Origin of the sequence: sulfur-oxidizing endosymbiont of Gigantopelta aegis (assembly GCF_016097415.1) — a bacterium.
GTDB lineage: Bacteria > Pseudomonadota > Gammaproteobacteria > GRL18 > GRL18 > GRL18.
The window spans coordinates 1-25643 of the sequence record NZ_JAEHGE010000002.1 but is presented as its reverse complement, the minus strand read 5'-3'; the positions used below and the strand labels follow the sequence as shown (position 1 = coordinate 25643).

Annotated in this window: 24 protein-coding genes, 1 tRNA gene and 3 pseudogenes; 5 read left to right on the top strand and 23 right to left on the bottom strand. The window is 41.1% G+C overall.

The window, feature by feature from the left end; all coding sequences use genetic code 11:
• Positions 1–13 precede the first annotated feature (13 nt).
• From nuoG to rlmE, 14 genes are all read right to left on the bottom strand, one after another.
• Positions 14–2401 (bottom strand): NADH-quinone oxidoreductase subunit NuoG, encoded by a 2388-nt coding sequence (gene nuoG, locus JEU79_RS22165; RefSeq protein ID WP_198266156.1) that lies wholly within the window; start codon positions 2399–2401, stop codon positions 14–16.
• Between the two features lie 169 nt (positions 2402–2570).
• Positions 2571–3848: an NADH-quinone oxidoreductase subunit NuoF gene (gene nuoF, locus JEU79_RS22160; protein ID WP_198266155.1), complete on the bottom strand. Its 1278-nt coding sequence runs from the start codon at positions 3846–3848 to the stop codon at positions 2571–2573.
• A 12-nt stretch (positions 3849–3860) separates the two neighbouring features.
• Positions 3861–4355, bottom strand: a complete 495-nt coding sequence (gene nuoE, locus JEU79_RS22155) for an NADH-quinone oxidoreductase subunit NuoE (protein ID WP_198266154.1) — start codon at positions 4353–4355, stop codon at positions 3861–3863.
• Positions 4355–5608 (bottom strand): NADH-quinone oxidoreductase subunit D, encoded by a 1254-nt coding sequence (locus JEU79_RS22150; protein ID WP_198266153.1) that lies wholly within the window; start codon positions 5606–5608, stop codon positions 4355–4357. Before JEU79_RS22150 ends, nuoE begins: the two co-directional genes overlap by 1 nt.
• Positions 5608–6294, bottom strand: a complete 687-nt coding sequence (locus tag JEU79_RS22145; RefSeq protein ID WP_198266152.1) for an NADH-quinone oxidoreductase subunit C — start codon at positions 6292–6294, stop codon at positions 5608–5610. Before JEU79_RS22145 ends, JEU79_RS22150 begins: the two co-directional genes overlap by 1 nt.
• A gap of 13 nt (positions 6295–6307) precedes the next feature.
• Complete coding sequence (locus JEU79_RS22140) at positions 6308–6784, bottom strand: NuoB/complex I 20 kDa subunit family protein (RefSeq protein WP_198266151.1); 477 nt, start codon at positions 6782–6784, stop codon at positions 6308–6310.
• Entirely contained in the window at positions 6775–7131 is a 357-nt protein-coding gene (locus JEU79_RS22135) for an NADH-quinone oxidoreductase subunit A (RefSeq protein ID WP_198266150.1), read from the bottom strand. Before JEU79_RS22135 ends, JEU79_RS22140 begins: the two co-directional genes overlap by 10 nt.
• A 207-nt stretch (positions 7132–7338) precedes the next feature.
• Positions 7339–7423, bottom strand: a tRNA-Leu gene (locus JEU79_RS22130).
• A 24-nt stretch (positions 7424–7447) separates the two neighbouring features.
• On the bottom strand, positions 7448–7825 hold the full coding sequence (gene secG / locus JEU79_RS22125) for a preprotein translocase subunit SecG (protein ID WP_198266149.1): 378 nt from the start codon (positions 7823–7825) through the stop codon (positions 7448–7450).
• Positions 7826–7885: 60 nt separating this feature from the next.
• A complete protein-coding gene (gene tpiA, locus JEU79_RS22120; RefSeq protein WP_198266148.1) occupies positions 7886–8638 on the bottom strand; it encodes a triose-phosphate isomerase in 753 nt (250 codons plus the stop codon).
• A 118-nt stretch (positions 8639–8756) separates the two neighbouring features.
• Positions 8757–10097 (bottom strand): phosphoglucosamine mutase, encoded by a 1341-nt coding sequence (gene glmM, locus JEU79_RS22115; RefSeq protein WP_198266147.1) that lies wholly within the window; start codon positions 10095–10097, stop codon positions 8757–8759.
• A 58-nt stretch (positions 10098–10155) separates the two neighbouring features.
• The gene (folP, locus tag JEU79_RS22110) at positions 10156–10929 is read right to left on the bottom strand and encodes a dihydropteroate synthase (protein WP_246540668.1); all 774 of its coding nucleotides are present in this window, start codon (positions 10927–10929) and stop codon (positions 10156–10158) included.
• Between the two features lie 136 nt (positions 10930–11065).
• On the bottom strand, positions 11066–13027 hold the full coding sequence (gene ftsH, locus JEU79_RS22105; RefSeq protein ID WP_198266145.1) for an ATP-dependent zinc metalloprotease FtsH: 1962 nt from the start codon (positions 13025–13027) through the stop codon (positions 11066–11068).
• Between the two features lie 175 nt (positions 13028–13202).
• Positions 13203–13823 (bottom strand): 23S rRNA (uridine(2552)-2'-O)-methyltransferase RlmE, encoded by a 621-nt coding sequence (rlmE, locus tag JEU79_RS22100; protein ID WP_198266144.1) that lies wholly within the window; start codon positions 13821–13823, stop codon positions 13203–13205.
• A gap of 147 nt (positions 13824–13970) precedes the next feature.
• On the opposite strand from rlmE, the gene yhbY reads away from it, so the two are divergent.
• Positions 13971–14282, top strand: a complete 312-nt coding sequence (gene yhbY / locus JEU79_RS22095; RefSeq protein WP_198266143.1) for a ribosome assembly RNA-binding protein YhbY — start codon at positions 13971–13973, stop codon at positions 14280–14282.
• A gap of 226 nt (positions 14283–14508) precedes the next feature.
• Here yhbY and JEU79_RS27830 read toward each other — a convergent pair.
• The 4 genes and pseudogenes from JEU79_RS27830 to JEU79_RS22070 form a co-directional block, all read right to left on the bottom strand.
• A pseudogene (locus JEU79_RS27830) lies at positions 14509–15744 on the bottom strand (IS1595 family transposase).
• 7 nt (positions 15745–15751) lie between these two features.
• Positions 15752–16024 carry an EAL domain-containing protein gene (locus JEU79_RS27065; protein ID WP_246540693.1) on the bottom strand — a complete coding sequence of 91 codons (273 nt, stop codon included), beginning with the start codon at positions 16022–16024 and terminating at the stop codon, positions 15752–15754.
• A 105-nt stretch (positions 16025–16129) separates the two neighbouring features.
• A pseudogene (locus tag JEU79_RS22075) lies at positions 16130–16944 on the bottom strand (sensor domain-containing diguanylate cyclase); the annotation flags it as partial.
• Between the two features lie 171 nt (positions 16945–17115).
• Complete coding sequence (locus tag JEU79_RS22070) at positions 17116–17466, bottom strand: hypothetical protein (RefSeq protein WP_198266139.1); 351 nt, start codon at positions 17464–17466, stop codon at positions 17116–17118.
• 165 nt (positions 17467–17631) lie between these two features.
• Here JEU79_RS22070 and JEU79_RS29010 point away from each other — a divergent pair.
• A pseudogene (locus JEU79_RS29010) lies at positions 17632–18794 on the top strand (IS3 family transposase).
• Positions 18795–19026: 232 nt separating this feature from the next.
• Here the strand turns inward: JEU79_RS29010 and JEU79_RS22045 are convergent.
• On the bottom strand, positions 19027–19515 hold the full coding sequence (locus tag JEU79_RS22045; RefSeq protein WP_198266135.1) for a hypothetical protein: 489 nt from the start codon (positions 19513–19515) through the stop codon (positions 19027–19029).
• Positions 19516–19763: 248 nt separating this feature from the next.
• Between JEU79_RS22045 and JEU79_RS22040 the strand changes: the two genes are divergently transcribed.
• Genes JEU79_RS22040 through JEU79_RS22030 form a run of 3 tightly spaced genes read left to right on the top strand, consistent with a single transcriptional unit; the run spans position 19764 to position 22217 of the window.
• Entirely contained in the window at positions 19764–20735 is a 972-nt protein-coding gene (locus JEU79_RS22040; RefSeq protein ID WP_198266134.1) for an ABC transporter ATP-binding protein, read from the top strand.
• Between the two features lie 3 nt (positions 20736–20738).
• The gene (locus JEU79_RS22035; protein ID WP_198266133.1) at positions 20739–21512 is read left to right on the top strand and encodes an ABC transporter permease; all 774 of its coding nucleotides are present in this window, start codon (positions 20739–20741) and stop codon (positions 21510–21512) included.
• Between the two features lie 12 nt (positions 21513–21524).
• Positions 21525–22217, top strand: a complete 693-nt coding sequence (locus tag JEU79_RS22030; protein WP_198266132.1) for a DedA family protein — start codon at positions 21525–21527, stop codon at positions 22215–22217.
• Here the strand turns inward: JEU79_RS22030 and JEU79_RS22025 are convergent.
• The 4 genes from JEU79_RS22025 to JEU79_RS22010 are packed head-to-tail and all read right to left on the bottom strand — an operon-like array spanning position 22192 to position 25403.
• On the bottom strand, positions 22192–22818 hold the full coding sequence (locus JEU79_RS22025; protein ID WP_198266131.1) for an LON peptidase substrate-binding domain-containing protein: 627 nt from the start codon (positions 22816–22818) through the stop codon (positions 22192–22194). The two genes, JEU79_RS22030 and JEU79_RS22025, sit on opposite strands and share 26 nt — an antisense overlap.
• 28 nt (positions 22819–22846) lie before the next feature.
• The gene (locus JEU79_RS22020; protein WP_198266130.1) at positions 22847–23482 is read right to left on the bottom strand and encodes a flavin prenyltransferase UbiX; all 636 of its coding nucleotides are present in this window, start codon (positions 23480–23482) and stop codon (positions 22847–22849) included.
• Between the two features lie 27 nt (positions 23483–23509).
• A complete protein-coding gene (mpl, locus tag JEU79_RS22015) occupies positions 23510–24895 on the bottom strand; it encodes a UDP-N-acetylmuramate:L-alanyl-gamma-D-glutamyl-meso-diaminopimelate ligase (protein WP_198266129.1) in 1386 nt (461 codons plus the stop codon).
• A 4-nt stretch (positions 24896–24899) separates the two neighbouring features.
• Positions 24900–25403 (bottom strand): hypothetical protein, encoded by a 504-nt coding sequence (locus JEU79_RS22010; RefSeq protein WP_198266128.1) that lies wholly within the window; start codon positions 25401–25403, stop codon positions 24900–24902.
• Positions 25404–25643 lie beyond the last annotated feature (240 nt).

Genomic DNA, 25643 nt, shown 5'->3' with positions numbered 1-25643 from the left:
TAATTTGCTCCGCCTATTCAGCTACGTTGGTAGTGTTGCTTGTGGAAATCAGTTCAATGGTATCAAAGCCACCACATAAAGAAGCTGCTGCATTAATGCCTGCAGGTAGATAGACACAATTATCAGCAATGCTATCGTCTATGCTAAGGGTTATTTCAACCGTATTATCACCTTGCTTGGCTGTTACCGTCTGCTTATCGTCTAGTTTCAGTTGACTGGCAAGTTGACTATTAACTTTGGCAAATTCAACCTGAGCATCTTCAGTCAGGTTCAAAGCTGTCGCTCTACGAGTCACAGCATCAACTCGATAAATGGGTAGTTCTGCAATGCGTTGCAGTCCTGTTGAATCCGCACTTGAATCAGCCGGACAAGCCCAAATGACTTGATTGCTTGCCTTGCTGGTTTCACTTTGATCGTCTTTAACTGCGTTGCTGGCTTTTAGTTCATTGATAATTTCTTCTGAGCTTTGATAGTCAAAGCCATCAATATCAAACAAATTACCCATGACGCGTAATACTTTCCAGCCCGGTTTAGACTGCTCATAAGCCTTGCTAACAGCCGCAAAACTCTGCCAATTACCTGCGACATTAATCAAAGTACCCGAGGCTTCAGTGATTGCAGAAATAGGTAAGATAACATCGGCATTTTCTTTTATTGCATCAGTCACATAGGCATTCATGAGCACCACAAAATCAGCCTTTGATAGGGCATTATGCACTTGAGCCGGATTTTCAATATCATAGTCCGATTCAACACCGTATAGTACATAAGCTTTAAGGCCATCGGCAAGCATCGCCTGGGTATTCAAGCCTTGTGTCTCTGAAGCTGTTGGTAGCACACCCGTAAGATAGGCAGCACTGGTATTTGCACCCGGTGTTAAATAACTCAAGGTCGAATGAGTTGCTTCAGCAATGTAACTGGCTAGCATGCGTAAAGCAGCATAGTCCGGCATAGACTGGGCAATTGTGCCTAACATGACTATCGAGTTTTCTGCACTGGCTAATTGTTCAATGCAAGCTTGGTGAGCTTCACTCACTTTAGCTGATGCGACTAAGGCCGCTAAACCATCGGGCGCATCGGCTGAGGATTTATCCAAGGCCGCTTTTGCCAAAGATTTCAGTTCATTAAAAAAGTCTTTTGGCGCAATAATGAAGTCCTGTGCGACAGCAAAAATAAAGTCATAGCGTACGGAGTTAACAAAAGACAATTGTGCACCTTTGAGGCTGGCTTGTCTCAGCTGATGACCTAAAATCGGTTGTTCTTTACGGATGTTTGAGCCTATCAGCAAAGCAGCTTGTTGCTTTGCAATGTCCGCAACGGCCATGCCTAGCCCTAGAAAAGCCGGATCTTGGGCATCACCACTAAAGTCCGTTTGACGTAAACGGTGATCAATATTGTCACAGCCAATACCGCGCATCATTTTTTGTAATAGGTACATTTCTTCTGTCGTGACAGAAGGTGAGCAAATACTGCCAATTTGTGTTTTGTCGCTAACGGCTTTGAGGCCATTGACTGCAAATTGCAGGGCATCATCCCAACTGACTTCTTGCCATTCCCCGTCTTTTTTAATCAAGGGCTTACCGAGACGTTCATCACTGGCTAGGCCTTCAAAACTATAACGGTCACGATCTGAAATCCACTGGTCATTGATGTTTTCATTTTCACGGCCAATAACCCGCTTGATTTCGCCACTCTTTACCTGCACATTACTATTAGAACCAACGCAGTCATGCGCACCAATACTATCGTTACTGGAAAGTTCCCAAACGCGATAATTAAAGCGTGACACCTTGGAAGTTAAAGCGCCTACCGGACAGAGATCTATAATATTGCCGGATAGTTCTGAATTGACACTCTTTTCAATATAAGTGCCGATTTCCATCCATTCGCCACGCCCCGTTGCACCTAATTCACGCATGCCGGCAATTTCCTGACCGAAGCGTACACAACGAGTGCAGTGAATACAGCGAGTCAGCTCGGTGGAAATGAGTGGCCCTATGTCTTTGTCTCTCACCACGCGCTTCAGTTCTGCATATTGTGAACTATCACCACCATAACCAATGGAAAAATCTTGTAAATCACACTCTCCACCCTGATCACACACGGGGCAATCTAATGGATGATTGATCAAGAGAAATTCCATCACTGCTTTTTGTGCGGCGAGTGCTTTGGTAGAACGAGTGTTTACCACCATACCATCCGTCACTGGCGTAGCACAGGCAGGAATTGGCTTGGGTGCTTTTTCAACTTCAACCAGACACATGCGGCAATTGGCCGCAATGGACAGGTTTTTATGATAACAAAAACGGGGTATAGCAATACCAGCCTTATCAGCTGCTTCAATTAGCATCTGACCCTGCTCGGCTTCGACTTTTATACCGTTGATTTCAATAGTTACCATATTAAATACTCGTAAATCCATCTCTTATAGAGAATTAGTTTAATTTATTTGTTTCTGTAGAAGTACTTGCTCGTTTTCATCTAGCTTTCTCTTTTTCAAAGGAGCAACCCCTCAGCCCCCTTCTGAAGAAGGGGGAAGTAAAAGCAAGTACTTCAATCTTTAATGATTATCAGCTTCCGGGGCCGACCATGCATTTTTTGTGTTCGATGTGATATTCAAATTCATCACGATAATGTTTCAAAAATCCTTTCACTGGCATTGAAGCGGCTTCACCCAGAGCACAAATTGTGCGCCCCATAATATCGCCTGCGACCTTATCCAGTAAATCAATATCTTCGGGCTTGCCCTGACCGTGTTCAATACGATGCACTACGCGAGATAACCAGCCTGTGCCTTCACGACAAGGGGTACACTGACCGCAAGATTCTTCCTGATAAAAGTGTGATAACCGCGCTAGCGCATTAACCATACACACTTTATCATCAAGGATAATCACTGCGCCTGAGCCGAGCATCGAACCGGCATCACGAATGCCATCATAGTCCATGGCAACATCCATCATCAAATCACCGGGGATGACCGGTGAGGAACTACCGCCGGGAATAACGGCTTTGAGTTTATAGCCATCTTTCATACCGCCACACATTTCCAATAATTCGGAAAAAGGCGTACCCAAATCGATTTCATAGTTACCCGGGCGCTTAACATTGCCTGAGACTGAAAAGATTTTCGTGCCACCATTGTTAGGCTTGCCATGTTCTAAGAACCACTGACCACCTTTTTCCACAATGACCGGAATCGATGCCAGCGTCTCAGTATTATTAATCGTCGTTGGCCTGCCATACAGGCCGAAGCTGGCAGGGAAAGGCGGTTTAAAACGCGGTTGCCCTTTTTTACCTTCAATCGACTCCAATAATGCGGTTTCTTCACCACAAATATAAGCACCGCCACCTAAATGACCATGGAGTTCAAAATTGAATTCAGAACCAAAGAGCTTATCACCCAGATAGCCCGCTTCACGCGCCTCTTTTAAGGCATTGTCAAAACGAGTGAAGGGTTCCCAGAATTCGCCACGGATATAGTTATAGCCAACATCAGCACCAATACAATAGGCCGCAATGGCCATGCCTTCGATGAGTTGATGAGGATTGTAACGTAGGATATCACGATCCTTACAGGTACCCGGCTCACCTTCGTCTGAGTTACAAACAATGTATTTTTGCCCTTTTGCCTGACGAGGCATAAAGCTCCACTTCAAGCCAGTAGGAAAGCCCGCACCACCACGACCACGTAAGGCAGAGGTTTTCACTTCTTCAATAATGTCTTCTGCAGGGATCTTCTCGGTCAGAATTTTCTTTAATGATTCATAACCACCGACACTGAGATAGGATTCCAGTGTCCATGGTTCATCAAGATGTAATGTTCTAAAACAAACTTCGTTTGCCATTCAATGCTCCGCTTACTTCAGACCGTCTAGAATTTTGTCAATTTTTTCAATGTCCAGGTTTTCGTAATAGTCTTCACCAATTTGTAACATCGGTGCGCCAGAACAAGCGCCTAAACATTCAACTTCTTTAAGGGTGATGAGATTATCTGCTGTGGTTTCACCCAATTTGATATTTAATTTGTCTTCCAGATGTTCAACAATTTCACCTGAGCCACAGATCATGCAGGAGATATTGGTGCAAACACAGACTTTATGCTTGCCAACTGGTTTGTGTTCAAACATGGAGTAAAAGGTCGCGACTTCATAGACATGAATTTTATCCATATCCAGATAGTCTGCCACCGCATCCATTAACTCAGTGGTCAACCAACCACCATTTTGTTCTTGCACCATTCTCAGTGCAGTCATCACGGCAGATTGTTTTTGATCAGACGGGAACTTGGCCAGCCATAAGTCAATTTCTGCGCGTGATGTTGCGTTAATAAGTTCGTTCTTCGCTTGGGACATTATCTGTCGATCTCCCCGAAAACAATATCTAAAGTACCGATAACTGTCACCACATCAGCCAACATATGGCCCTCGGTTAAAAAGTTAATTGCGCCAAGATGGGCAAAACCCGGCGCTCTGATTTTCAAGCGATAAGGTTTGTTAGCCCCATCTGAAACAATATAAGTACCAAATTCACCCTTGGGGTGTTCTATGGAACTATAGGCTTCACCTTCTGGCACACAATAACCTTCAGTGAAATGTTTGAAGTGGTGAATCAGGCCTTCCATATCGTTTTTCATGTCCATACGATCTGGAATGGTGACCTTGTGATCATCATGAACGACTGGGCCGGGATTAACTTTAAGCCATTCAATACATTGGCTGATGATTTTATTTGACTGACGCATTTCTTCCACACGCACCAAATAACGATCATAGCAATCACCATTAGTACCCACGGGAATATCAAAGTCTAATTTGTCATACACTTCATAAGGTTCCATTTTACGCAAATCCCAGGCAATGCCTGAGCCACGTAGCATGGGGCCAGTAAAACCGAGATTTTTTGCTTCATCCGCAGTAACGACACCAATATCAACCGTTCTTTGTTTCCAAATACGATTATTGGTCAGCAGAGTTTCATATTCATCAACATAGCCGTCAAAACGCTCGGTAAAATCTTTTAAGAAATCCAGCAATGAGCCCTGACGATTGGTATTTTGCTCATCAACTTCTGCTTGCGAATGCCATTGTGAGGCTTCATATTGTGGCATGCTATCAGGCAGGTCACGATAAACGCCACCTGGACGATAATAGCTGGCATGCATTCTTGTGCCGGATACCGCTTCGTAGGCATCCATTAGATCTTCACGTTCACGGAAGCAATATAGGAACATGGTCATCGCGCCAACATCTAAGGCGTGTGTACCCAACCACATCAAGTGATTTAAAATACGTGTCACTTCATCAAACATCACGCGGATATATTGTGCCCGTTCTGGCACTTCGATTTCCAGTAATTTTTCAATCGTCATACAATAAGCATGTTCATTACACATCATGGAGACGTAATCTAAACGATCCATATAACCAATGCTCTGGTTATAGATACGACTTTCTGCTAATTTTTCTGTACCACGGTGTAATAAGCCAACATGGGGATCAGCTCGTTGAATCACTTCGCCATCCAGCTCTAAAACCAAACGCAGTACACCATGCGCGGCAGGATGCTGTGGACCAAAATTGAGGGTATAGTTTTGAATTTCAGACATTAAGCACTTTCCTCTTTTTGCTCACTGCTTCTATTGGCTTGCATACGTTCTTCATAGCGATTGTCATCACGAATAATTCGCGGGATGTTCACTCGCTCTTCCATAGTGACGGGTTCATAGATCACCCGTTGCTTGTTTGCATCGTAGCGCATTTCCACCTGGCCAACCACGGGAAAATCTTTACGCAGTGGATGGCCAATAAAGCCATAATCAGTCAGAATACGGCGTAAATCAGGATGTCCTGAGTACAAAATACCGAGCAGATCAAATGCTTCACGTTCAAACCAGTTAGCACCGCTCCAAAGAGGAACAACGGAGTCAACTATAGGGAAATCATCGTCCAACCAAGTTCTAACACGAATACGGTGATTATTGCTCACAGATAATAGGTGATAAACCGAGGCATAGCGTGTTTTGCACTGTTTAGAGTGTTTACTCTTAGTATCATTAGCATTGGTCACACCATCTTTTGCCACAGCATAGCCGCTATAATCAATACCACAAACATCAATAATGGTATCAAAGCCCAGCGCCTCATCATCTCGAAGTATCTGACAAATCTGAATGAGACTTTCTTTGCTTACTTCAATCGTCAACTCGCCATGTGCAACGGTGGTTTCTACCGTTTCGATTTCTGCCAGTGTGGCAGTCACTTTGTCAGCTAGTTCAGAGTAATATTGCGACATTCAATGGGTTCTCTTATCTTGCAATCGTATTCGTGCGTTTGATTTTGTTTTGCAGTTGAATAATGCCATATATCAGCGCTTCAGCTGTAGGTGGACAGCCCGGCACATAAATATCAACCGGTACAACTCGGTCACAGCCTCGAACAACAGCATAAGAATAGTGATAATAACCACCACCATTAGCGCATGAGCCCATGGAAATGACCCAACGAGGTTCTGCCATTTGATCATATACTTTTCTTAAGGCCGGTGCCATTTTATTCACCAGCGTACCCGCCACAATCATCACATCTGATTGCCTCGGACTGGGGCGAAAAACGATACCAAAGCGGTCAAGATCATAACGCGAAGCACCTGCTTGCATCATTTCAACGGCACAACAGGCCAGACCAAAGGTCATTGGCCACATGGAACCGGTTCTTGCCCAGTTAATGAGTTTATCAGCGCTGGTGGTGATAATACCTTCTTCTAAAACACCCTCTATTCCCATTCAAGCGCACCTTTTTTCCACTCGTAGATAAAACCAACAACTAACAGCCCTAAAAATATTGCCATCGCAACTAATCCAAACGTACCGATACTATCTAAGGCTACAGCCCATGGGAATAGGAAAGCGATTTCTAAATCAAAGATTATAAATAGAATGGCAACGAGATAATAACGAACATCAAACTTCAAACGCGCATCTTCAAATGCTTCAAAGCCACATTCATAGGGGGAGTTTTTTTCACGATCGGGGCGATGCGGGGATAGCATTAAACCCATTGCTGTCATCCCGATTCCTACTAGGAGACCTACTCCCATAAAAATCAATACGGGAAGATAGTTTTCAAGCATATTAGCGCTCCTTACTTAATCCGGGTAATGTATCCCAGACACTAATATTAATTCTGTTTTAGTTAGGGCTTTTGCTCTAACACAAGAGGACTAAAGATACCTTAAAGCATAATTAACTGCAATGAAAAGCACTCTTAAATTCGGCTTTTTTTATATCTTAGTTAATGACCATTCTTAATACATGGTCATGGGTATACACAACTAAATTGGTGCCGATGGCCGGAGTCGAACCGGCACAGCTCTCGCTACTACCCCCTCAAGGTAGCGTGTCTACCAATTTCACCACATCGGCTAATATTGTTTACGCTTGCTTCGATTACTCTGTAGGCAAGGTAGGCTTATCTGTTGTTTCAGCTGGCGCATTACTATTGACCGGTAAGGCTGGCTTATCTTCAGATTGAATTTGTTCTACTCTGTTTAACACTTCAATGGCTTCTGCTTTTTGTGCAGACACCTGTCCTGACAAATAAGACAGAAACAAGCTGGTAATAAAAAATGCTGTCGCCAATATGGCCGTTGTCTTGGTCAGGAAGTTACCTGACCCCTGACTACCAAAAACCGTTGAAGAAGCACCACCGCCTCCTCCGCCACCAAAAGCTGCACCGGCATCGGCACCCTTACCTTGTTGAATAAGGATTAAACCAATGAGTGTCACTGCGATGACAATGTGAACGGCCAGTAGTACTGCTTCCATAATTTTTTACCAGTTATCTCTTCAAGTGTTAAGAGTATTTTAAATAGAATTTATTTGTAACTATTGACCAGCCTGGCAAACAGCCAGAAAGTCTTCTGTTTTCAATGATGCACCACCAATCAGGCCGCCATCAATATCTGTTTGTCCAATCAACTCTTTGGCATTAGCAGGATTCATGCTGCCACCGTATAGAATTTGAACTTTTTCTGCAATAACCGCATTACGCTTAGCAATATGCTGACGAATAAAGGCATGGACTGACTGTGCTTGCTCAGGTGAAGCTGTTTTGCCGGTACCAATAGCCCAAACAGGCTCATAAGCAATCACTGAATCGGCAAAGGCATCATCACCCTGAGAGCTAAATACGGCATCGATTTGACGCGCACACACTTCTTCGGTAATGCCACCTTCACGTTCTTCCAGTGTTTCACCAATACAGAAAATTGGAATAATGCCGGAATTTTTAACCACAGCAAATTTTTCTGCCACTACGTCATCTGTTTCACCGTATAAAGTGCGACGCTCGGAGTGACCAACAATAGCATATTGACAGCCAAAGTCTTTAATCATGTCGATGGATGTTTCGCCAGTGAATGCACCCTTAAGTTCGGTACAAACATCTTGTGAGCCAACAGAAACATTGGTTCCACCCGCCACTGCGGTCACATCTGCGATATAGATAAAGGGAGGGCAAACTGCCACCTCTACGCCGTTTAGGGATTTTGCTCCTTCAACCACGCCATTGATTAATTCTTTTACGCTCTCTCTGGAGCCATTCATTTTCCAATTGCCTGCTACTAATGGTGTACGCATCATCATTCCTAATTTTTATTCAGCGCGAAATGATACCTTTACTGACCCAAAAAATCAATTCTATGGGGCAGATAATGATCATTTTGCTTCATTATTAATAAAATATTGCTACTCTTGCCTAAGCAAAGGCCATTTCTACGACTTTAGCCAGTGCATTGGCTTCGCTCATCACCTGTTGTGCATCAGAACCCTCGATCATGACACGAATCAGTGGTTCTGTACCTGAGGCACGTAATAATACTCTGCCTTTATCCGCCAGACGTGCCTCTGCCTCACTCACCGCCTTGGTCACTTCAGCCGAACTAAAGGGATCCAGTTTTTCTTTGATCCGCACATTGATCAGCTTTTGGGGATATTTATCCATGCCTTTTTTTAGTTCATGCAAGGTTTTATTGCTATCGGCAATCGATGCTAATACTTTTAACGCGGCAACAATGCCATCACCCGTGGTTGATTGATCTAAGCAAATAAGATGTCCAGAGGATTCGCCGCCCAGCGTCCAATTATGTTCTTTCAATGCTTCCATGACATAGCGATCACCCACATCAGCACAAATAAATCCTAACCCTTCTCTTTTCAGCGCGACTTCCATACCGAGGTTGCTCATCAGTGTACCAACCACGCCAAAATCGCTATGGCCTAATTCTTTTTTCTTCGCTATGGCCATAATAAACAGTAATTCATCACCATCAATGATTTCACCCAGATGATCCACCATCATCAAACGATCGGCATCACCGTCTAAGGCAATACCTAAGTCAGCACGATGTTGTAATACCGATTGTTGTAAGGCTTCAGGGTAGGTCGAACCCACTTTTTCATTGATATTGACTCCATCGGGTTCATTGCCAATAGCAATCACTTCTGCACCTAATTCACCAAACACGCTGGGTGCGATGTGATAAGCCGCACCATGAGCAGTATCAACAACGATTCTTAAATCATTAAGTTCCATAGAATATGAAGTCGTGCCTTTGCAGTATTCAATATAGCGACCAGCAGCATCTCTGATGCGCCGCGCCTTACCCAATTGTGCAGACTCGACTGTCTGCATTTCATTTTCTATCTCAGCTTCAATGGCATGCTCAATCTCATCAGATAATTTAGTGCCATCCGCTGAGAAAAATTTAATGCCATTATCATAATATGGATTGTGTGAAGCACTAATAACAATACCCAATTGGGCATTCATCGTCCGAGTCAAATAAGCAATACCCGGTGTGGGCATCGGGCCGGTTAACAGGCAGTCTATGCCTGCTGCCGATAATCCTGCTTCTAATGCTGATTCATACATATAGCCAGAGATACGGGTATCTTTACCAATAACCGCCTTGCCTTTGCCTTGTTTGGCCAGTACTCGACCCGCCGCCCAACCCAGTTTCATCACAAACTCAGCTGTCATTGGGTACTCGCCTACTTTGCCTCGAATCCCATCTGTACCAAAAAATTTTTTCTTCATTATTCTTTTCTGTATTTGTTTCTAAATTGTTTATCACGGGTATATATTAAATAACCAGCTACTCACTCAATGCCAAAGCAACTTTGATGGCATCGACCGTTTCTGCAACATCATGTACTCGAATGATAGCAGCGCCTTTAGTCACCGCCAACGTTGCTAGTGCAAGACTACCGGATAAGCGTTGCGCGGTTTCTTTACCCGTAATTTGTCCAATCATGCTTTTACGCGAAGCACCGACAAGCACTGGCACTTCAAGCGTGGTAAATTGCTCAAGGGCTTTAAATAGTTTGATATTATGCGCTAATGTTTTGCCAAATCCAAATCCTGGATCAATGATAAGCTGATTTTTAGTAAATCCCTGCTGTAAACATTGCTCAACTCGCCTCATAAGAAAGTCTTTTACCTCATGCACAACGTCAGCGTATTGTGGGTTCTGCTGCATCACTCTAGGCTCACCCTGCATGTGCATTAGACATACTGGCAGCCCCGTTTCTTGTGCTGCCTTAAGAGCGCCCTCAGCCTGCAAAGCCATCACATCATTGATTAGACCGGCGCCTGCTTTCGCTGCTGAAGTCATCACTTCTGCTTTGCAACTATCAATGGAAATAACCACGTCCAAAGTCTGATGTATTTTTTCAATGATCGGAATAACACGATCCAGCTCTTCTGATATGGACACCGGACTTGCACCGGGACGTGTGGATTCACCACCAATATCAATGACCTGCGCACCATCAATACACATTTGTTCTGCCTGACACAGCGCGGAATCAGTATTGGTGAACAAGCCGCCATCGGAAAAAGAATCGGGAGTGACATTGAGGATCCCCATAACAATAGGGCTTTCGAGAGAAAGTGATTTATTGGCGCACTTTATTTTAATAGATTGCAAGCTAACAGGTAGCATTGAAGATAGGTCTATCCTTGAGGTTTATCGGGTGAGCAAAGCTCACCCTGTTGGTTAGGCGTTAGTGTTGATCAGCGGTACCGCCAATAGATTTATCAGAGTCATCTGAGCTTTTTGCCACTTTTTCCTCTGTGCTCGATTCTTTTACATCACTGCTAGCACTAGAACCACCATCTTTGTCGTCATAATCAACATCAGTCCAGCCTTTTGGCTCACGAGGCTCTTTACCTGCCATAATGTCATCGATCTGATGACGATCGATGGTTTCATATTTCATTAAGGCATCGGTCATCATATGTAATTTATCCATATTATCTTTTAGAATTTTCTCTGTGCGCTGATAGTTTTCATCAATCACACTACGAATTTCTTCATCAATAATATGAGCGGTTTCATCTGACACATTTTTATGCTGAGTCACCGAACGCCCTAGAAATATTTCACCTTCTTCTTCAGAATAGGATAAAGGCCCCAGCTTAGCAGACAAGCCCCATTTCGTGACCATATTACGCGCTAGCTCCGTTGCACGTTCAATATCATTACTGGCACCAGTGGTTACCATGTCACTACCATAGATCAATTCTTCTGCTACACGACCACCAAACAAGCTGGAAATTTGACTATTCAGCTGCTCTTTGCTCAGACTATAGCGATCTTCTTCGGGTAGAAACATCGTCACACCCAAGGCTCTGCCACGAGGGATAATGCTCACCTTATAAACAGGATCATGTGACGGCACTAATAAGCCCACAATCGCATGACCAGATTCGTGATAGGCCGTCATTTTCTTTTCTTTGTCTTTCATCACCATGGACTTACGTTCTGAGCCCATCATGATTTTATCTTTAGCTTGTTCCAGGTGCCCCATTGTCACGGTACGAGCATCTTCTTTGGCAGCAAATAAGGCTGCTTCATTCACCAAGTTGGCTAAATCGGCACCGGAAAATCCCGGTGTACCACGGGCAATGTATTTTGGTTGCACATTGTCATCAATAGGTACTTTACGCAGATGCACTTTAAGAATGCGCTCACGGCCTCGGATGTCAGGCAGCGGTACAACGACTTGACGGTCAAAACGACCGGGACGTAATAAAGCCGGATCCAGTACATCAGGACGGTTGGTTGCAGCAATAACGATGACGCCTTCATTACCTTCAAAACCATCCATTTCGACTAATAGTTGATTGAGCGTTTGCTCTCTTTCATCATGACCACCGCCTAAACCAGCACCACGATGACGACCAACAGCATCGATTTCATCGATGAAGATAATACAAGGCGCATGTTTTTTAGCTTGCTCAAACATATCACGAACACGCGATGCACCTACACCAACAAACATTTCAACGAAATCTGAACCAGAGATAGTAAAGAAAGGCACTTTAGCTTCACCAGCGATGGCTTTGGCTAATAATGTTTTACCTGTACCTGGACTACCTACCATCAAGACACCACGAGGTAATTTACCACCTAACTTAGTGAACTTTGCGGGGTCTTTTAAGAAATCAACCAGTTCCGACACGTCTTCTTTGGCTTCATCACAACCTGCAACATCAGCGAAGTTAACTTTGATTTGGTCTTCGCCTAATAACTTGGCCTTACTTTTGCCAAATGACATTGCCCCACGGCCACCGCCACCACCTTGCATCTGGCGCATGAAATATACCCAGATACCAACGATGAGTAGAATTGGGAAAGAGGAAATGAATAATTGCACCAATAAGCTTTGCTGCTTAGGTGGTTCACCGACAATTTTTACCGTATTGTCTAATAACACACCAATCAAGGCACGATTATCTGTTTCAGGGCTATAGGTAGTAAAATGTTTGCCATCCAGTGTATTGCCGGAAATAACACGGCCTTCAATCTTAACCTCACTAACGGAGCCACGCTCAACATTCTGGATAAAATCAGAATAGCTCATTTCTTTAGGCCCGGTAGTCGGGGTGAAGTTACTGAAAACAGACATGAGGATGATTCCAATCACCACCCATAATAAGATATTTTTTGTCATTTCGTTCAAAACGAATACTCCAACATTTTCGTGTTATTTGCACAATTTTATTATGCGGTTATAGAATAGTTTTGCAGTTATAAATATAGTTATGCCGTTATATTAGCAAATCTCATCGAGTCAGACACTTTATTTTGTTTGTTGTTCAAAATAAAGCATTGAAAACTCGGTTAAATCTAGCACATTAACCTTTAAAGCCTTTAGCCAACAAGTATAACTCCGACGAGCGAGAACGAGAGGCATCAGGCTTGCGGGTGATTACTTTTTGGTAGCGCTTGCGTAATTCGGCTAATAGAGGTTGAAAACCTTCACCCTGGAAGACTTTCATCAGAAGTGAGCCCTGAGGCTTTAACACCTGATCGGCCAAGTCAATTGCTAATTCTAACAAGTACATACTTTTGGGCTGATCCACTGCCTTTACACCTGTTACATTGGGTGCCATATCCGAAATAACAAGATCTACAGGCTGATTATTTAACACCTTAAGCAATTCTTCCAGCACTGAGTCTTCCTGAAAATCACCCTGAATAAACTCCACTTGTGCCAGTTGATCCATCGGTAAGATATCCAGTGCTACCACCTTGCCCTTGCTGCCAACAAACTGGCGAGCCACTTGTGACCAACCGCCTGGGGCTGAACCCAGATCGACGATGTTCATGCCCTGTTTGATCAGTTTATCTTTTTCCTGAATTTGTAATAATTTATAGGCAGCCCGAGAGCGATAGCCATCTTTCTGTGACTTTAGCACATACTGATCTTTAAAATGTTCTTGCAACCATTCTGAACTACTTTTACTACGTGCCATTGTTTAACACCATAAATTCTATACCCATAAAATTTCCAAGTACTATAGATATATTCTGATTAAATATGTATTTTACCGTGAAACCCTGCTTGGTACACGTTATAATTAGGCTTTTATTCCTTAAAGTCTATCAGGTCAGTCAATCCTATGTCGAAACCAGCGTCACTTAATAATAAACAAATCCGTTTTCTACGTGCAGAAGCCCATTCAATGAAGCCAGTTGTGCTTATTGGTGCTGCAGGTTTAACGGATAATGTCGTTAATGAAATTAATTATGCTCTGGATGATCATGAATTAATTAAAGTACGTGTCAATGCTGATGATCGGGATGATAAAAAGTCGATGATTGATTCTATCGTACGTCAAACTGATAGTATTTTGGTGCAAGCAATAGGTCATATTGGTATTTTTTATCGCCGCAACGAGAAGAATCCAGTGATTGAGATTCCTAAGAAATAAGCTCACTTTCATGTTCTCATTTCATGATTATTTTAACCTAAAAAAATCAGTTGAACCTACTGCGACCGCCTTATGCACTGAATCTTAAGGATTTTCCAGAATATTTTGACTTCACCCGTAGGGTGACTACGAATAAAGCCAAAATAACCTGTAAAACCCTTAATCTTCAGCACCTAAGTCGCTCTCGCTACGATTCAACTGATTATTTTAGGTTTAAGTTTCTTGGCTAAGCTTCTTCATTTTGCCTCAAAATATCTGGCAGTGGCTTACCAATAAAATACCCTTGTGCATAATCCACATCATATTTGACCAGCATATCTAAAATATCCTGACTCTCAACAAACTCAGCAACTGTCTGCTTGCCTAAACCGTGTGCCATTTCATTAAGCGCTTTTACAAAAACCTGATCTTCATCGCTATAAGGCAATTGACGAATAAACATTCCATCCAATTTCACATAATCAACAGGCAATTGTTTTAAATAGAAAAAAGAGGAAAAACCTACCCCAAAATCATCCAGGGCAAAATGACAGCCCAAATCTTTAATTTCATACATTAAGCGCTCTGCACCAACAATGTCTGACACCGCTGCCGTCTCAGTCACTTCAATAATAAGTCGTGATGGTTCTACATCATGCTCTTTTAGTAATGACCGTATTAGCACTGAAATTTCAGGATTGTCCATTGCTTTGCCTGATAAATTCACTGACAAACTAATACTTGATATCATAGTGTTAACCCAGATAAACTCAATTTTATCAACACTTGCCGCACCACCACCCGTGACGATTGGAACATGCTTACAGTCAGCTTCTTTAACCGCAGGAAAACAATTTAACCCATCTGAGTAAACAGTACTTCCAGGTGTTAAATGAGTTTGTGCCCATCGTTTTATTTCACTGGATTTAAACCCTTTAAGCACATTTAAATTCATTGCAATCGGGTGTCCATCTTCATTAGTAGAAACGGCTGCAACGAACGGTGTTTTATTTTCTGAACCACGACCTCTGGAGCCGCCTCTGTGCTCACCACCCCCCAGTAGGCATCATCAATTTGAATGATGCCTGATAAAGGTTTACTGTCATCACGTTCTTTCATAACCTGCATGATCTTTTGTTTCATACTCCAGGCTGTATTGTAGCTTACCTTTAAGCTGTCTCTTTAATTCTAATGCTGAAACCGCTGTCTTCAATTGAGTCATAAGATGAATCGCTAAAAACCACTTAGATAAAGGCAGTTTGGTACTATCAAATATTGTCCCACAGGTTGCTGATGTCTGATGATGACAATGGTGGCACTGATAAAGATGGCGATGTTCTAGAGTGCAATAAGTCTTATTGCCACACTCTGGGCAAACAAATCCATCAGGAAATTTCCATTTAAATAAGGCTTGTCGGCACTGTTTGTCAGTGCCATAATCATTAAAAAGCTCAAATAAACTATAACCTTCTTGAAACTGAATTGGGTAATCAAGAACTAATATCCAGACCTTCCTCAACGAAACCACCCAATGCTTTTATGGCTTTCCTCATCACTAATTGATCAATTTCATCAATAATGCCCAATTGCTCTGCTTCTGGAATAAAAAAGTCAGGGGCTTGTACTGTACCATCTTTTTCCAACATCCGAATCAATGTTTCGTAACGTTTTATTTCACCTGTTTTTATATTCAAAATAGGTTGAAAATAGAGTGTAAAGCGATCTTCTGCAATGGCTCGCTCGATACGCTCTTTTCTTTGCATCAATTGATTAGCATGCTCACGACCTTTATCACTAGAAGAAAAAATGTGGTAACTCCCACGTTTTTTATCTTTTGCCTGATACATAGCCAAATCGGCATTAGCCATTAGATCTGGAATATTGAAGCCTTCATCCGGGAAAATAACAATACCTATACTCACTGAAATCTTATGCGTCCCTCCTAAGATACCGGTCTCTATAGAACGTACATTATCAATAATTCTTTGGGCAACATTTATTGCCACAGCCTCATCCGCATCTTCAATGACAATTGCAAACTCATCACCCCTAAACGAGCAATTAAGTCAGGTCGTTTAATAATCGATTCAAGCCTCTCAGAAATAAGCTTGAGCATTTTATCGCCGGCTTGATGCCCTTGACTATCATTCAAATATTTAAAATGATCGACATCGAAATACAATAAAGCACCACTTTTTTCATATTGACAAGTAATAGATAATATACGTTCCATATCTATTTGAAAACGACGGCGATTGACCAATCCGGTTAAGGGGTCATGATCTGCAATCCATTCCAACTGCTCCTGTGCCACTTTACGCTCAGTGATATCCAGTCCAACTGACAACATAACCGTTCCGTCATCACCATAAATAGAAAGTAATGAGTGATACCATGACACACTGCAACGGGAAGCTTTAGGGCTATATATTTCAGCTTCATGATGAAAATGAGCACGTTCACCACAACGAATTTCATTGAGTTTTTCAACAACCTCACGTTTTAAGTCATTCTTAACCAGGATATCATCAAAAGAAGTATCAATAATATCATCTGATTCATAGGCAATTAGAATCATACCTTTAGAATTAAGCCTTTTTATTTTTCCATCTTTGTCCTGAGTAAGAATAATAGCCTGAGTTGTTTCCAATAGGCCTGAAATAAACTCCTTCTCTTTTGCCAACTCATTAGAACGTAATACCAGCCCCTGTGTTTTTGCTCAACTTGCGTTTGCAAGCCCTCCAATTGCTCAGATAAATCAATCACTGAACTGGATAGCACGCCTATCTCATCATCAAACAATAATTTATTATGTTTAAAGTTTAATTGTGTTCGAATATCTGCATAAGAACTTTTAGCAAATAAGGGCAGTACTTTCACTATGTGTGAGTATTTTTCGCATAGGCAGCCACAAAATAGCAAACAATAATATCTCTGATATCAATAAGCCTAATAAGCCCGTATTAAATGTTTTTAAAGTCATGATATCAATTGCTTCTAATTCTTGGGTAATATCACTGATCACCAAAGTCATGGTGTTTTCTTTGCTTCCCATATCATTGAGTGGAAATAATTGCACCTCATAGGTTTTATTAAGCCAAGTAATTTGTAGCGAATGATTAATTGACTGAGTTAGACTGTATTGTTGGGAAAAATTTTCCATCAATACACTCTGCTGTTCTGCATGACTCACCGCTAGCAGCATTGCACTCCATTTTTTAGAATAATGGATTCATCCACCGCTTTATTAAAGTCTTTTATATGCGAAACTAGGCCAATATCCGCATCAGAAATACTGGCAAATTAATGTGGCTATACTTAACCGGACACACAACTTAAAACAACTAAAAGATAAAAAGTGTGACCTAAAATGAATGATCAAACAAAAAAACCGAATAAAAGCTATACATCAGAATTTAAAGAATCAGCTGTCAAATTAGCTAATGAGACGGATCAACCCGTTTTCTCAGACTGCCAGGGAGCTAGGTGTTAATGTAAATACTCTACATACCTGGATCAGTAAATATTCCAAACCGGTGAAGACGGTAGCCAATAGAAGTGATGAACACATTTATGATGAAGTAAAACGTCTGAAAAAAGAATTGGCAAAAGTGATTCAGGAGCGTGATTTATTAAAAAGGCCACAGCGTACTTTGCAAGGGAAACTTTGTGAAGTACGCATGGATAACTGATCAGGCTAAAGATTACCCGGTAACGATTCTGTGCCGTTTTATGGATGTTTCCCGTAGTTGCTATTATGATTGGGTTAGCTCTCCTAAAACGGATAGAGAGAAAGAAAATGAAGCGCTTACTGAGCAGCTAAAAAAACTGTTTGAAGACAGTCGCAAGACTTATGGAACCCGTCGTCTTAAAAAGAAAACTGGCTGAAAAAGGCGTTCATATAAGCCGCCGGAGAATTGGTCGATTAATGAAAAAAGCCGGTTTGTTTTGTAAAACGAAGAGACGCTTTAAAGCGACGACTAATTCCAAGCATAATAAGCGTATATCTCCAAATTTACTGGAAAGAGAGTTTACTGTCTCTCAACCTGATCGCTACTATGTGGGTGATATTACCTATATTGCCACCAAGGAAGGCTGGTTATATTTAGCGGTTGTCATTGACTTATTCTCTAGGCAAATTGTTGGCTGGTCGATGGATGAGCGAATGAAAGCCAAGCTAGTCAATGATGCTTTACTGATGGCCATATGGAAGCGTAAACCAATGGATGGATTGCTTTGGCATACTGACCGAGGTAGCCAATATGCATCTGATAGTCATAGAAAAATATTGTCGGATCATAACATAATTCAGTCTATGAGCCGCAAAGGAAATTGCTGGGACAATGCTGTATCAGAGAGCTTCTTTCATAGTTTGAAAACTGAATTGACGCACATTGTCGATTCAAAACCAGAGTAGAAGCAAAGCAGGCAATATTTGAATATATTGAGGTATTTTATAATCGGGAGCGACTTCATTCGGCTAATGATTATTTGTCACCAGTCGATTATGAAATACAGCAGGAAATAGCTTAAATCGATTGATTGAAGAGGGGTAAAAGGCGACATAAATGCCGCCCATTACCGTTGACGGCCATCGGCTCCTCAGCCTGTGCCGTGAAGATATTGTAACAGGATCATTACCGTTGTGAAAATACCTTGGGTGAATGGAACGGCTCTATCGTTCCAGAGGGCAAAGCCCTTTCTCTTCATCTGTTTAAAGTTAACATGAGAAACTAAAATGATAGGAAATACAAAATGACAAAAATCACTTGAAACAGCCAAAAAAATATTTAGAAAACTGTCCGGAAAAGTGTTGACACATCAGAATTTTTTTCACAGCATCTGATAATTGGACACCATTCCAAGTCACTAGCGCCTGTTCCGTTTCTTGAAAATAGTAAAGACTGTTCAGCCCATATTCAATTTGTAATAGAGAAATATGTTCTTTGATAATTTCTTGTAATTGATACTGGAACGATTTGCTTGGCACATTTGTAGTGATTTTTAATAACGGAATCAGATAGGACAATTGTCTCATCCTATCAAAGCTATTTTTAACTAAACCTTCAAACTCTCTTTCATAAGTTTGCTGGGTTTGAATACGATTCTGGTCAAATTGTAAGAGAATTTGCTTATAAGTCACCATAGTGACTGCAAAATTAACAATAATTAAGACGAGACTAATCCCTAACACCACTTTCCATTTCAGGCTTAAAAATAAAAGTTTCTTCGGGGTTTGTTCAATTGAAGTCATTATTTGAACTTCTTTGCCTTAATCATGAGAAAAAACGGGCTTATTAAATCACGGGTATAGTATGAATTAAAAATAGTTAATAAATAGCTAATTAGCAAGAAAGTAATGAGTTACAATCCTAGAATAACGATTTATTTTTTAAAATTATGACTAAGGCCTGATTTTTGCTTAATAACTTAGCTTGAAAAAATACCAGTCCAACCTCATTTTAGATAGATCGATCACTAATAATAACCCAAAGACAAAAAATGAATGCACTAGAAATAACCAATCTAAGAAAAACATATAGCAACGGTTTTGAGGCATTAAAAGGTATTAACCTGCAAATCAAGCAGGGCGACTTTTTTGCTCTGCTGGGGCCTAATGGTGCTGGGAAATCAACCGTCATTGGTATTATTTGCTCATTGATAAACAAAACTTCCGGATGGGTAAAAATACAGGGCAATGACTTAACTCAGTCCCCACACAATGCCAAGCAATACCTGGGTGTCGTACCGCAGGAATTTAATTTTAATGTCTTTGAACCCGTAGAAGAAATTCTGGTCAATCATGCTGGATATTATGGAGTAAATCGTCCCGAGGCATTCAAACGTGCTGAAAAACACTTAAAACAACTAGACCTATGGGATAAACGTAAAGCCATGGCACGAGAGCTTTCTGGCGGCATGAAACGACGTTTAATGATAGCCCGAGCCTTAATGCATAATCCGCAAATTTTAATTCTTGATGAACCAACTGCCGGTGTCGATATTGAAATACGCCGCACAATGTGGGATTTTTTACAAGGCCTCAATGCCCAGGGTACGACCATCATTCTAACCACGCATTACTTGGAAGAAGCCGAATATTTATGCAAAAATATCGCAATTATTGATCAGGGAAAAATCATCAAGAACTGTGCGATGTCTGAACTCTTATCAGAATCTGCCAGTGAGTGTCTAATTTTAAGCTTAAAAAATGCCATTGATAAAGCACCGATTTTGGGTGATTACTCCACTCACCTCAAAGACAGCATGACCCTGGAAGTCGAGATAAAGAAAAGTGAAGGTGTTAATTTACTCTTTAGTTTGTTGAATAAAAATAATATCGAAGTACTCAGCATGCGCAATAAAAGTAATCGTTTAGAACAATTATTTTTACAATTAGTTGGAAAAAAAGAAAAACAGACCAATAAAGCTAACACAGCAACTGACATACAATCCGACACAATGGGCACTTAAGCAATGTATTTAAAAGAAAATCTGACGGCTTACAAAACGATTCTCATTAAGGAAATTTTACGTTTTTCACGCATTTGGTTGCAAACACTGCTACCACCCGCTATTACTATGGGACTTTATTTTATTATCTTTGGCCAACTCATTGGCTCACAATTAAATGATATCAATGGTTATAGCTATATGGATTATATCGTGCCCGGTTTAATCATCATGTCTATTATCAGTAATTCTTATGCCAATGTCGTGTCTTCCTTTTATGGCACAAAGTTTCATCACCACATTGAAGAGTTACTTGTGTCACCCATATCAAATATCACCATTATTGCTGGATTCATTTCCGGGGGGGTCGCAAGAGGCTTGATTGTCGGCGTGATCGTAACCCTAGTATCATTATTTTTCACTCGTATATCAATCGATAGTTATCTCATTACCTTTATCGTAGCACTCTTAACATCAATTCTTTTTTCACTAGCCGGTTTAATTAATGCCATCTTCGCCAATAGTTTCGATGATATTTCTATAGTGCCCACCTTTGTTTTAACACCTCTGACCTATCTGGGCGGGGTATTTTATTCCATTGAGATGCTGCCTGAGATTTGGCAAAACATATCCCTAATCAATCCTGTACTCTATATGGTGAATGCTTTTCGCATGGGAATGCTAGGTGTATCCGATGCCAGCCTTCCCATTGCACTATTGATTATCATCGCTTTTATTGCGCTTCTCACATCAATCTCCTTGTGGCTACTACACAAGGGTATTGGCATAAAAAAATAACATGAGCTAATAATGGAGTTTTTATATTCAATTGATTTTTCTGAGCTGATAAAACAAAGCCAATATACTGGTTTGATTGTGTTCTTAATCGCCTTTTTAGAAACCTTCTTACTTATTGGCTTTTTTTTTCCCGGCTCAATTGCCCTCATTGCCATTGGTGGATTGATTGCCTCTGGGCATCTGGATTTATGGCCCACATTATTTTGGGCTTTTGCCGGGGCCGTCATTGGTGATAACTTGAGTTTTTGGATTGGTGTTTACTTTCAAGCACCGTTAAAAAAAACGCGGCTCTACCAAAAACATCAAAGCGAATTTGCCAAGGGTGAAGAATTTTTTCATCAATATGGTATTTATAGTGTTGTACTGGGGCGCTTTATCGGCCCGATTAGAGCAGTGATTCCGGCAATAGCTGGAAGTCTTGGTATGTCTGGGCGTTTATTTTTTCTGGTGAATATCTGCTCTGCACTTTTATGGGCGCCCATTTATATTCTACCAGGCTATTTTGCCAACGATATTTACCATGACTATAAACAACACTTACAAATTGATTTTTGGAGTCTACTATTGATCGGCAGTAGTGCCATCATTGCACTATTTTTCATAAAAGAATTGCAATGTAAAAAAAAGCAACGATTCACTTATTTAGCATTGCTCATTATTATCATTTTATTACTGGGCATCACTCAGACAGCATTCCCAGATTAAGCATTTCATCATAAAGCAGAGAAAGTCGAACCATGGGTTCATTCAATTCAAGCAATTGCTGTTTTTTTTCCATTGATAAGGGCAACAACTCACTTAGCCTCGAACCCACCCATGAGGCATCATTATATTTTTTTGTCAGCGTTATATACGGATGTTGTAATGCAGCAAATATTTTCTTGAGTACATTCACCATAGGTAAGTACTGCTCCGGCAAAACAACTTCAGATTCTTTATTTATCAGCTCTACTTCTGCCACAATGAGTTCATTTTTCTGAACCTGTTGGCTTAACACCTTGAATTTCTGCTCACCTTTCACAGAAATGCCCAATAAACCGTCTTTGCGGTATTCCCAAAACGTAATTTGCACCAAGGTACCCACGCTATAAATATCTGGGGCACGCCCCACTTCGCTACCCTCTTTTATCAAACAAATACCAAAACCACCCTCTTTTTTCTCACATTGAGTGAGCATATCAAGATAGCGAGACTCAAAAACCTTTAAGGCTAATGCACCTTCTGGTAAGAGCATAGATTTCAATGGAAACAGAGGTAACGCCTTTATCACTAAAGCACCATCATCCTTAGTACGCATATCGTTCATAGTTTTAGCTCAGTTTATTCAGAGAAAATTAATCGCCCCAACGGGGAATTAGATTTTGTTTTATATCTAAATGATCCAATATTCTGCCCACAACAAAATTAACCAGATCGGCAATTGTTTCAGGTTGTTGATAAAAGCCCGGAGAAGCAGGCATAATCGTCACACCCATTTGACTCAGTTTTAGCATATTCTCAAGATGAATTGATGACAAGGGCATTTCCCTGGTCACTAAAATTAATTGTCGTCGTTCTTTTAGGATCACATCAGCAGCACGTTCAATCAGATTATTACTGGCACCATGAGCAATAGCAGACAAAGTGCCCATAGAACAAGGACAAACTATCATTGTTCGAGCGGGGTTTGAGCCACTGGCTACCGGTGACATCCAGTCAGTTTTACCATAAACATTGAGCTGTGGTCGCAAATTTGATGATACATCGCTGTTTTCAATCACATCAGAAAAATAATCGACAAAAAAAGCCGGTAAATCAGCATCATTTTCCGGTACCTGCAAGCCTAATTCCGTCTTAATCACCACTTTAGCCGCACTAGACAACAATAAATTGACACTGACCTGAGCAGCTAACAAATTACGTAACAATTGAATAAAATAGGGAGAACCAGAGGCACCCGTTACTGCCAATGTGACCACTCGCTCAGTCATTTAAAGAAACCATTTAACATCACCTGATTAAGACTGTAGACCATCTAATAATTTTTCATGAATCCCACCAAAACCACCATTACTCATCACCAACAAATGATCAGTCGCCTTTGCTTCAGTCAGAATATCCTGCAACATTTTATCCATATCAGTATAACCATGGCCTCTTTCACCTAATAATTCAAGCATATCAGCAAATTTTGTCTGCGAATCATCGGCAAAATATACAAAAACCACATCAGCCTGATCTAAAGAAGCTGGTAGCGTTTCGTTATGTACCTGCATTTTCATGGTATTAGAACGAGGTTCAAGGATAGCAATAATACGTTGCTGCTCACCCACTTTACGACGCAAACCATCAATTGTGGTAGCAATTGCTGTGGGGTGATGTGCAAAATCATCATAAACCGTAACCTGACTTACCTCTCCCCGAATTTCCATACGCCGTTTAACATTTTTAAAACTTGCCAGCGCTTCAAGCGCATATTTAACAGGTACGCCTGCATGACGTGCCGCCGCAATGGCGACTATAGCGTTACTCACATTGTGCAAGCCTGACAAATTCCAACGAACAATCCCCTGAGATTGCTTATTCCAAAAAACCTCAAACTCAGAGCCATCACTTTGACCGCCCTGTTCATTAGCAAGCAATTCAAACGACCATGCCTTATCACCTTGCTCATCAAGCAAAGCTTCCTTTTCACTCCAACACCCCATATCCAACACATCTTCTAGCGCTGAATCATTTTCCGGATAAATTAATAAACCATTACCCGGTACAGTTCGAATCAAATGATGGAATTGTTTTTTTATCGCTCCTAAATCCTCAAATATATCTGCATGATCAAATTCAAGATTATTCAATATCACCGTACGAGGATGGTAATGGACAAACTTTGAGCGCTTATCAAAAAAAGCCGTATCATATTCATCAGCCTCAACGACAAAAAAAGGCAAATCACCACTTCTTGCTGAAACACCAAAATTTTCAGGCACCCCACCAATCAAGAAACCGGGATTTAAACCCGCATCTTCAAGTATCCATGCCAACATACTGCTGGTTGTTGTCTTGCCGTGAGTCCCGGCAACAGCAAGCACCCAACGTTGTTGTAAAATATTTTCAGCTAACCATTGTGCCCCTGAAGTGTAAGTAATGTTCTGTTCCAATACATATTCAACAGCAGGATTACCTCTGGACAAAGCATTGCCAATTACCACAACATCAGGTTCAAGACGCTTAATCACATCCGGTTCAAAACCTTGGATCAAATCAATACCCTGCTCTTCCAACTGTGTGCTCATTGGAGGATAAACATTAGCATCCTGTCCCGTTACTTTATGACCTTCAGCGATTGCCAATAAGGCCATCCCGCCCATGAACGTGCCACAGATACCAAGAATATGCACATGCATATTATTAAACTCCTAATAAATTAATCGACAAAGTATTAAAGGTAATAAAATAAGTGATTGCTAAAGCAAAACCCAAAAAGAAAGATACATTTAATGCATACTTATAGAGGTGGGCATAGATAGACAATACCCAAAAAATCAAAACCAGATTCAAAAGACCATAACTATCATCAGAGATAACACCTGATTTCCATAAAAACAGAATTGGGAGAAATAACAGAACATTAGTGAACAAACTGACACCCATAAAAGTCGTCGCTAATTGTAAAAACCGAGACTTCAATTTGAACATCATCAGCCAAAACCAACTAAAGGCAAATAACACAACAACCGATAAACTGGAGAGAATAACCGCAGGCAAAAAAGCATAAATACTCAGACCCAAAAACACTTCCAGAACAAAGTTTGCTGCCAATAATAATAGTAATAAATTATTAGCTGCGGGCACATCTTGCGGGCCTTTTTTAAATCGACAAATATCTGCAAACAGACGAAATAATGCTTCCATATGATCTTGAAATAATCCTAAAAAAGTCGTGAGAATAATGTTTTATAATGTTAACACTAGTGGTGGGTTAATGCTAAATGATTAATGTTGAATTTTTAATGTTCCTGAGTTCAATTAAAAGCATTAAAAATATTAGCTTGATGCGCATCGTCCCTTAGCAGCATCCTACGTTTCAATAAGCTTGTACATTAAGCGTAACATGAGTTTATCAAAAAGCCTGTGGTTGCTTATTATTGGCAT